Annotated in this window: 5 protein-coding genes; 2 read left to right on the top strand and 3 right to left on the bottom strand. The window is 69.8% G+C overall.

The genetic code is table 11. The features are described from left to right. Positions 1 to 112: 112 nt before the first annotated feature. The 3 genes from ACFU7D_RS27240 to ACFU7D_RS27230 form a co-directional block, all read right to left on the bottom strand. A complete protein-coding gene (locus ACFU7D_RS27240; protein WP_378873253.1) occupies positions 113 to 1,081 on the bottom strand; it encodes a hypothetical protein in 969 nt (322 codons plus the stop codon). Beyond that, complete coding sequence (locus ACFU7D_RS27235) at positions 1,078 to 2,304, bottom strand: class I SAM-dependent methyltransferase (protein ID WP_378873251.1); 1,227 nt, start codon at positions 2,302 to 2,304, stop codon at positions 1,078 to 1,080. Before ACFU7D_RS27235 ends, ACFU7D_RS27240 begins: the two co-directional genes overlap by 4 nt. Positions 2,305 to 2,554: 250 nt before the next feature. Further along, positions 2,555 to 5,353 carry an FAD-binding and (Fe-S)-binding domain-containing protein gene (locus tag ACFU7D_RS27230; protein ID WP_378873249.1) on the bottom strand — a complete coding sequence of 933 codons (2,799 nt, stop codon included), beginning with the start codon at positions 5,351 to 5,353 and terminating at the stop codon, positions 2,555 to 2,557. Positions 5,354 to 5,504: 151 nt separating this feature from the next. On the opposite strand from ACFU7D_RS27230, the gene ACFU7D_RS27225 reads away from it, so the two are divergent. Both ACFU7D_RS27225 and ACFU7D_RS27220 read left to right on the top strand, forming a co-directional pair. Then, positions 5,505 to 6,863: an MFS transporter gene (locus tag ACFU7D_RS27225; protein ID WP_378873247.1), complete on the top strand. Its 1,359-nt coding sequence runs from the start codon at positions 5,505 to 5,507 to the stop codon at positions 6,861 to 6,863. A gap of 17 nt (positions 6,864 to 6,880) precedes the next feature. Next, entirely contained in the window at positions 6,881 to 7,837 is a 957-nt protein-coding gene (locus ACFU7D_RS27220) for an ornithine cyclodeaminase family protein (protein WP_378873245.1), read from the top strand. Positions 7,838 to 7,953 lie beyond the last annotated feature (116 nt).

The raw sequence follows: 7,953 nt of genomic DNA, 5'->3' as shown, positions 1-7,953 counted from the left end.
GTCGAGACCAACACGGTGCGATCTAGCGCGGAGGTCACCGTGTTGGTCTCGACACGCCTCCGCCTAGCGGCTCCGGCGGCTCGACCAGCGGGAGGTGCCATCCGGCTCGGCGCTATTTGCGTTTGCGGAAGATGAAGTACGCAGCGACGGCGAGCGCCACGAGCGCGACCGGTCCCAGCGAACCGCCGGCGTCCGGGTCGCCGTCCTTGTTCTCGGCTTCGTCGTTACTCGCCGGATCGGCTTGGTCGGCCGTGTTCGGGTCAGGCGTCGGGGACGGCTCGTCGCCGAGCACTTCGCTCACCAGCTCGGGGTCGACCCGGATCACCTCGGCGCGGATGCCTTCGCTGGTCACGACGATCTCGCCCTTCGCGGTGACGCCGATGGCCTCGCCCTGCTCCTGGTCGGGGGTCCGGAACGAGCCCACCCGGTCCATCGAGGGCCAGTCGTAGATCGTGGCGGAGTAGTAGCCGCGTACGACCAGGTGCTTGCCGTCGGGGAAGAAGGCGCCGTCGGTGGCCATCGGGATGACCGGGGCGACCTCCTTCAACCGGTTGGGGGCGTCGGGGTCGAGGCGCTTCGGCACAGCGTAGAGCCGCCCGCCTCCCCAGTCCTTCGTGGCGACGAACACGCGGCCGTCGGGGTGAGCCAGCAGGGACTCGGCGTTGTGCGGCCCGTCGGGATAGACGAGCTCGTAGACGGTCGGCGAGACCGTGCGCTCGCCCCGTCCGACACGCACCTTCGCGATCCTGATCGAGTCCCAGACGCTGTTGTTGTCACCGATGTCGCCGACCCAGACGTGGTTGCCGCCTGCGGGCGCGAGGCCTTCGACGTCGACCGGGTCGGCAGCCCAGTGGGTCACGCCGACCGTGTCACCTCGCGAGTCGACGGTGAAGACGCGTCCGCTGTCCCCGGAGTCGTTGGTGGTGGCGTACAGACCTTTGCCGAGCGGCGTCAGCGCACTGGCCTCGCTGATCGTCGGGTCGGAGAATGCGAAGAGCACCTCGTCGCCGGCCGCGCTCGCAGGCACGGACGTGAGCAGCACCAGTCCGAGCGCGCCCGCGGCGGCGACGACCGCTTTCATCGCCCGGAGAGCAGCTCGCCGAGCTTCGGACGTACGTTCCACTCGGCCACCAGCTCGTCGTACTCCTTCTTCACCGAGCCGCCCTTGACCGGCGAGCCGGTGCGGATCGCGCGGAGCATGGTGTTGCGCGGGGTGTGCTGGCTCTCCACGAACTGCACCACCTCGACGCGGTAGCCCGCGAGCCGTAGCAGCGACGCGCGCAGCGCGTCGGTCAACGTGTCGGCGAAGCGCTCACGGAGGATGCCGTGGCGGGTGAGCATGGAGTAGGGCGCCGGCGTCGGGGCCTTGCGGAGCTGGGCGGCGATGTCGTGGTGGCAGCAGGGCGCGGCCAGCACCAGCGGGGCCTCCCACTCGATCGCGCGGGCGAGGGCGTCGTCGGTGGCGGTGTCGCAGGCGTGCAGAGCAAGCACCACGTCGGGCTTCTCGGTGAGCTGTACGCCCTCGATCGTCCCGGCCACGAACTCGGCGTGACTGTATCCGACTTCCTTGGCGAGCTCGGCGGCGATCTTCGAGTTGTGCTCCCGCGACTGCTCCTTGACGTCGACGCCGGTGACGACGACGGCGAGCTCGCGGACCTCGGTGAGGTAGCGCTGGGCGGCGAAGGTCAGGTAGCCGTTGCCGGCACCCAGGTCGATGATGCGCAGCGGATCCTCGGCGGTCGGCTGTCGGACCTTGCCGGACTTCATCGCGTCGGTCAGGGCGGCGTCCAGCTGGCGCAGGAACTCCTCGACCTGGCGGTACTTCGCCTGGCGCGACGGCTTGAGCTTCCCGTCCTTGTCCGAGAGCCCGAGCACCCGAAAGACCGGGTCGGACTCCGGCAGCAGCCGCTCTTTTGCCTGGTCATGGCCTCGTTCGACCTCGACCGGCGCGGTCAGCTCCGTGGTCGAGACCAGCGCCGTCGTCGGCGACTTCGCCTGGATCTGGGTCTGCTCGGTCGCCGTCGTCACGATCCAGTTGGCGAACGGTTCATCGAGGAGATCATCCAGTGCCGAACTATCTCCGACGGGATGATTCGCGGTGAACGCCTGGGTCGCGTCGTACGTCGTGATCTGCAGGTGTCGACCGGCCTTCAGGTCGACGTAGCGGATCTCGGCGCGACGCCACTTCGGCGTGCTGCCACGCTGCTTGCCCGACGCGACGGCCTTGACCAGCTGTTCGGGATCCAGGATCACCGATCGCATCCGGTTCAGCGCCCGCAGCAGCGGCTCGGACTCTCTGCTCAACTCAGCACCCCGGCAATGACGACCACCAGCAGAAGGGCGACCAGCGCGCCGGGAATGATCATTCGGCGGTAACGCGGGTTCACCGCTTCAGTCTAGGCGCGGGCCGGGCAGCAACACCCATCCACGGTGTACGCCGAGGGGTGCCGTCACGCATGTAACACGTCGTTCGTAGGACTATCAGGTCGTTCCAATAGGGCGAGTAGTCCTACGAACAGCGTGTTACACAGAGCCTGCCGGCCCCGTCCGCGGATCAGACGCGCGAGGCGAAGAGCTCGGCGAGGTGCATGGTGGGCACCGAGGCGAGGTCGTCGAGCTGGACGCGACACGACATCCCGTCGGCCAGGACGACGGCGTCGGGGTGGGACCGGACGGCCGGGAGCAAGTGGGTCTCGGCGACCGCGACCGACACCTCGTAGTGCCCCTCCTCGACCCCGAAGTTGCCGGCGAGGCCGCAGCATCCGGAGACCCGGGTGACGTTCGCCCCAGTCTTGACGAGCAGCGCCTCGTCGGCCGCCCAGCCGAGGACGGCGTGCTGGTGGCAGTGCGGCTGCGCGACCACCTCGACGCCGGTCAGGTCGGGCAGTGTCACCCGCCCCTCGGCCACCAGACGGGTCACCAGCTCGGCGAACGTGAGCATCCCGCTACGCACGACCTCGGCCTCGGGCAGCGCCGAGAGCTCCACCGAGTCCGACCGCAGCGTCGCGGTGCACGACGGCTCCAGACCGACGACAGGGACGCCGGAGGCGACATAGGGCGCGAGCGTACGAACCGTCTTCTCCATGATCGCGCGCGCGTCATCGAGCTGGCCGGTGGTGATCCAGGTGAGCCCGCAGCAGGCCTTCTCGCCGATCACGCGCACGGTCAGGCCCTGCGACTCGAGCCACGCGATCGCGCCATGACCGGACTGGGCGAAGAAGTGGTCGGTGAAGGAGTCGGCCCAGATCCACACGTCCGGGGTCTCGGGGAGCTTCGCGGTCGGCGCCGACCGCTTCAGTGTCTTCGGCGCGAACGCGGGGATCGAGCGCCGCTGGTCGATGCCGGCGGTCTTCTTGGCGATCTTGGCGAGCGGCGAGATCTTCAGCGACGCGTTGGCCATCTGGGTGAACGGCGCCGCGAGCCGTGCCCATTTCGGCAGCTGCCCGAGAAGAGCGTGCGAGCGCGGCCGCCGCTCCCCGAGGACGTCGTGCTTCTGGTAGAGCGCCTCGGACTTGTACGTCGCCATGTCGATGCCCGTGGGACAGTCGGACGCACACCCCTTGCAGGCCAGGCACAGGTCGAGCGCCTCGCCCACCGCAGGGTCGCCGAGCCCACCGACGAGCGACCCGTCCAGCGCCTCCTGCAGCACCCGCGCGCGTCCACGGGTCGAGTCCTTCTCCTCGCGGGTGGCGAGGTAGGAGGGGCACATCACGCCGGCGGTCTTCGGGGCGACGCACTTGCCGACGCCGGTGCAGCGGTGCACCGCGGCACCCAGGTCACCATGATCGTGAACGAGCCGCAGGCCGGTCCGGGGAAGGGCACGGGGCCGCACCGGACGCAGGTCGTCGGTGATCGAGGCGGGCCGCACGATGTTGCCCGGGTTGAGCAGCTCCGAGGGGTCGCAGATGCCCTTGACCTGCTCGAAGAGCTGGATGGAGGTGGCGTCGTACATGAGAGGAAGCAGCTCCGAGCGCACCCGCCCGTCACCGTGCTCGCCCGACAGCGAGCCGCCATAGGTGACCAACTGCGTGGCGCACGCGGTCATGAACTCCCGGAACACCTGCGCCGACTCCGGCGAGTCCGGGGCGAAGGGGAAGTCGATGCGACAGTGGATGCAGCCGTCGCCGAAGTGGCCATAGGGATAGCCGTGCAGCCCGAAGTCCGAAAGGATCCCCTCGAAGTCCCGCAGCCAGGCGCCGAGGTGCTCCGGCGGGACCGCGGCGTCCTCCCAGCCGGAGTGGGCCGGTGTCGGCAGCGAGACCCCGGCGAGACCCGCACCGTCCTCGCGGATCCGCCACAACGCAGCCGCCTCAGCCGGGTCCGACACCAGCCGAGACTCGAGCGCGCCCGACTCCGCAGCAAGACGTTGCACCAGGTCAGGAGCATCCTGACCGGCGACCTCGACCATCAGCCAGCCGGCGCCCTTGGGGAGATCCGGCACCGGGCGGCCCTTGGCACGCACCAGGTCGGCGATCCGGGCATCCATCCCCTCGCACGCGATCAGCCGCCCCGGCGCCACCGCCAACAACGAAGGCACCGCATCGGCCGCCTCCGCCATCGTCGGGTAACCGAGCACCAGCAGCAGCCGCCCGGGCGAGTCCTCGACGAGCCGCACGGTCGTCTCCAGGACGGTCGCCAGGGTGCCCTCGGTGCCGGCCAGGAACCGGTCGACCCGACCGCCCTTCTCGGGCAGCAGGTGCTCGAGCGAGTAGCCCGAGACCTGGCGGCCGAAGCGGCCGAACTCGGTGCGTACGTGCGCCAGGTGAGAACCCACGAGCGCCTGGAGCCGCTCCGCGGTCTCTCCCGAGGAGACTCCGTCCGCGTAGACCGCCTGCTCGCCGTTGCCGAAGAGCACGGTCAGCGCCTCGATGTTGTCGACCGTGCGGCCGTAGCCCAGCGCACGGTTGCCGCAGGCGTTGTTGCCGATCATCCCGCCGATGGTGCAGCGGGTGTGCGTGGACGGGTCCGGACCGAACCGCAGCCCGTGCGGGGCAGCCGCCCGCTGCAGGTCGGCGTGCACGACGCCCGGGTCGATCCGCGCGGTCCGCGCCTCGGGGTCGATCTCGTAGATGGTCCGCAGGTCCCGGGTGTCCACGACGATCCCGGACCCGACGGCGTTGCCGGCGATCGAGGTGCCCGCACCTCGCATCGTCACCGGCGCCCCGGTCGCACGGGACACCGCGTGCACGGCGAGCAGCTCGTCGCGGGACTGCGGCCGTACGACGACGGAGGGCACGACCCGGTAGAGGCTCGCGTCACTGGAGTAGAGCGCCCGGGCCAGCGGCGAGTCGTCGACCCGGCTGATCCCCTGGTTGCGCAGCTCATTCGCCAGATCCGAGGCAGTCGCATTCACTCGCTCATTGTCACAGACCGCCAGGTCACCACCGGCCAGCGCCCATCGCCGGCGACCACAACCCGAACCCGTCTCACTAACCGATATTGCACTCTCATATAATGGGACGGCCCGCGAGAGCGCGGGCACTTCCAGACCTCGGAGAGAGACCATGTCCGCCACCCCCGCACCGGCCAACCCACGCTCCCGCGTGCTCGTCGCCAGTCTCATCGGGACGACGATCGAGTTCTACGACTTCTACGCGTACGCGACCGCAGCCGTCCTCGTCTTCCCCGCCCTCTTCTTCCCGGCCGGCGACCCGACCACCGCGCTCCTGGCGAGTTTCGCCGTCTTCGGCGCGGCGATGGTCGCCCGCCCGATCGGCGCGATCTTCTTCGGTCACCTCGGCGACCGTCTCGGCCGCAAGACGACGCTGGTGATCTCGCTGCTCACCATGGGCATCGCGACCTTCCTGATCGGTGCGCTCCCGACGTACGAGACCGTCGGCTGGGTCGCCACCGCGCTGCTCGTGCTGATGCGCCTGGCCCAGGGCTTCGCGCTCGGCGGCGAGTGGAGCGGTGCCGCCCTGGTCGCCACCGAGAACGCTCCCGAGGGCAAGCGCGCGATCTACGGTACGTTCCCGCAGCTCGGCGCGCCGCTGGGCTTCATCCTCTCCAACGGCCTGTTCCTGGCGATCGCCGCGCTGCTCTCCGCCGAGGGCGCCGACCCGACCAAGCCGTCGGACGCCTTCCTGGCATGGGGCTGGCGTGTGCCGTTCCTCTTCTCGGCGGTCATGGTCATCGTCGGCCTGTGGGTCCGGTTGCGTCTGGTCGAGAGCGACGTGTTCACCAAGAGCCAGGATGCCGGCCTGGTCCGCAAGGTCCCGCTGGCCTCGGTCGTGCGCAACCAGGGCAAGCAGCTGATCCTCGGCACCTTCTTCATGCTGGCGACGTACGTCCTCTTCTACCTGATGACCGCGTTCTCGCTGTCGTTCGGCACCGCCGCCACGGACCTCCCGGTGCCCGGCCTCGGCTACGGCTACACGTCCTTCGTGCTGATGCTGATCTTCGGCGTGATCTTCTTCGGCATCTTCACCATGGTCTCCGGGCCGCTGGCCGAGCGCTTCGGCCGCCGCCGGCTGCTGATCGCGGTCACCCTCGGGATCATCGTCTTCGGCCTGGCCTGGGTGCCGCTGGTCAACGCCGGCACCGTCGGCGTGATCCTCTGGCTGGTCCTCGGCTTCTCCCTGATGGGCCTCACCTTCGGCCCGATGGGCGCGCTGCTGCCGGAGCTGTTCCCGACCAGCGTGCGCTACACCGGCTCCGGCATCTCCTACAACGTCGCCTCGATCCTCGGCGCCGCGGTGGCGCCGTTCATCGCGGTCGCGCTGTGGAAGCAGGCCGACGGCTCGCCCGTCCTGGTCGGCGTCTACCTCTCCGTGATGGCAGTGATCACCCTGATCTCGCTGCTGATCGGCAAGGAGACCAAGGACGTGGCGCTCGAGGAGACCCCGGAGAAGGCCACCGTCTGAGGGACTAGCGTGGCGGGGTGACCGTCAGGATCCTCTCCGCCACAGACGTACGCGGCATCTTCACGCCCCGCCTCGCGCTGGAGTCCCAGCGCGAGGCATTCACCCGACTCGGAGCCGGGGAGGCCGTCCAGCCTCCCCGGCTGCTCGTCCCGGGGCCGGACTCGTCGGTCTCCTTCTGCTACTCCTCGCGGATCGCCCCCGACGCCCCCGCGGTGAGCAAGTTCGGCAGCGTCAACCCGGCCAACGCCACCCGTGGCCTGGGTGCCGTCCACTCGGTCATCACGGTCCTCGACGCCGAGACCGGCGCACCGCGCGCGATCATCAACGGCGACAGCGTCACCGAGCTGCGCACCTCGGCCGCGACCACGCTCGCCATGCAGCAGGTCGCGCCGTCCGCCGTGAACGTGCTCGTCGTCGGCACCGGCGCCCAGGCCCGCGCCCACCTCGCAGCCTTCGCGGTGACCCACCCCGGCGCCGACCTACAGGTCTTCGGCCGGAACCCGGCCGCCGCCGAGATCGCCGCCGAGCGCGGTGCCACGGCGACGTCAGACCTGGAACAGGCCGTACGCAACGCCGATATCGTCGTCCTCTGCACCTCGTCCCTCACCCCGGTGATCGAGGACGCCTGGGTCACCGACGGCACCACCGTGGCCAGCGTCGGCTCCTTCGCCCCCGACCGTGTCGAGCTGCCGCCGTCCCTGCTGGCCCGCTCCAAGGCGGTCGTCGACTACCGCCCTTCCGCGCTGACTGACTCCGGCCCCGTCGTCGAGGCCATCGCCTCCGGTTCGGTCGACCCGGACCAGATCATCGACCTCGGCTCGCTCCTGACCGGCACAGCCACTCTTGATCGCGGCGAGACGGACGTCATCACCTACCTCTCCGTGGGCGTCGGCGTCCAGGACGCCGCCGCAGCGGCAGTGATCCTGGCCGCCGCCGAGGAGCGCGACGCCGGCACCCGAGCGGACCTGGGCTAGGAACCCGCCAGACCCACGCCGAGTCGGCTCAAAAATACCCCCCCATACGACTAGACGACTCTTTAGATCGAGCCGACTCGGCCGTCTATACGCAGGCATCTTAACGGCGGCGAGGG

This window comes from Nocardioides sp. NPDC057577, assembly GCF_042801335.1.
Classification (GTDB): Bacteria; Actinomycetota; Actinomycetes; order Propionibacteriales; family Nocardioidaceae; genus Nocardioides.
This window is presented reverse-complemented; position numbering and strand designations above follow the sequence as displayed.

Bases quoted from the DNA above. Each gene is read 5' to 3' on its own strand.
- ACFU7D_RS27240 (WP_378873253.1), bottom strand. From the start codon at position 1,081: ATGAAAGCGGTCGTCGCCGCCGCGGGCGCGCTCGGACTGGTGCTGCTC.
- ACFU7D_RS27225 (WP_378873247.1), top strand. From the start codon at position 5,505: ATGTCCGCCACCCCCGCACCGGCCAACCCACGCTCCCGCGTGCTCGTC.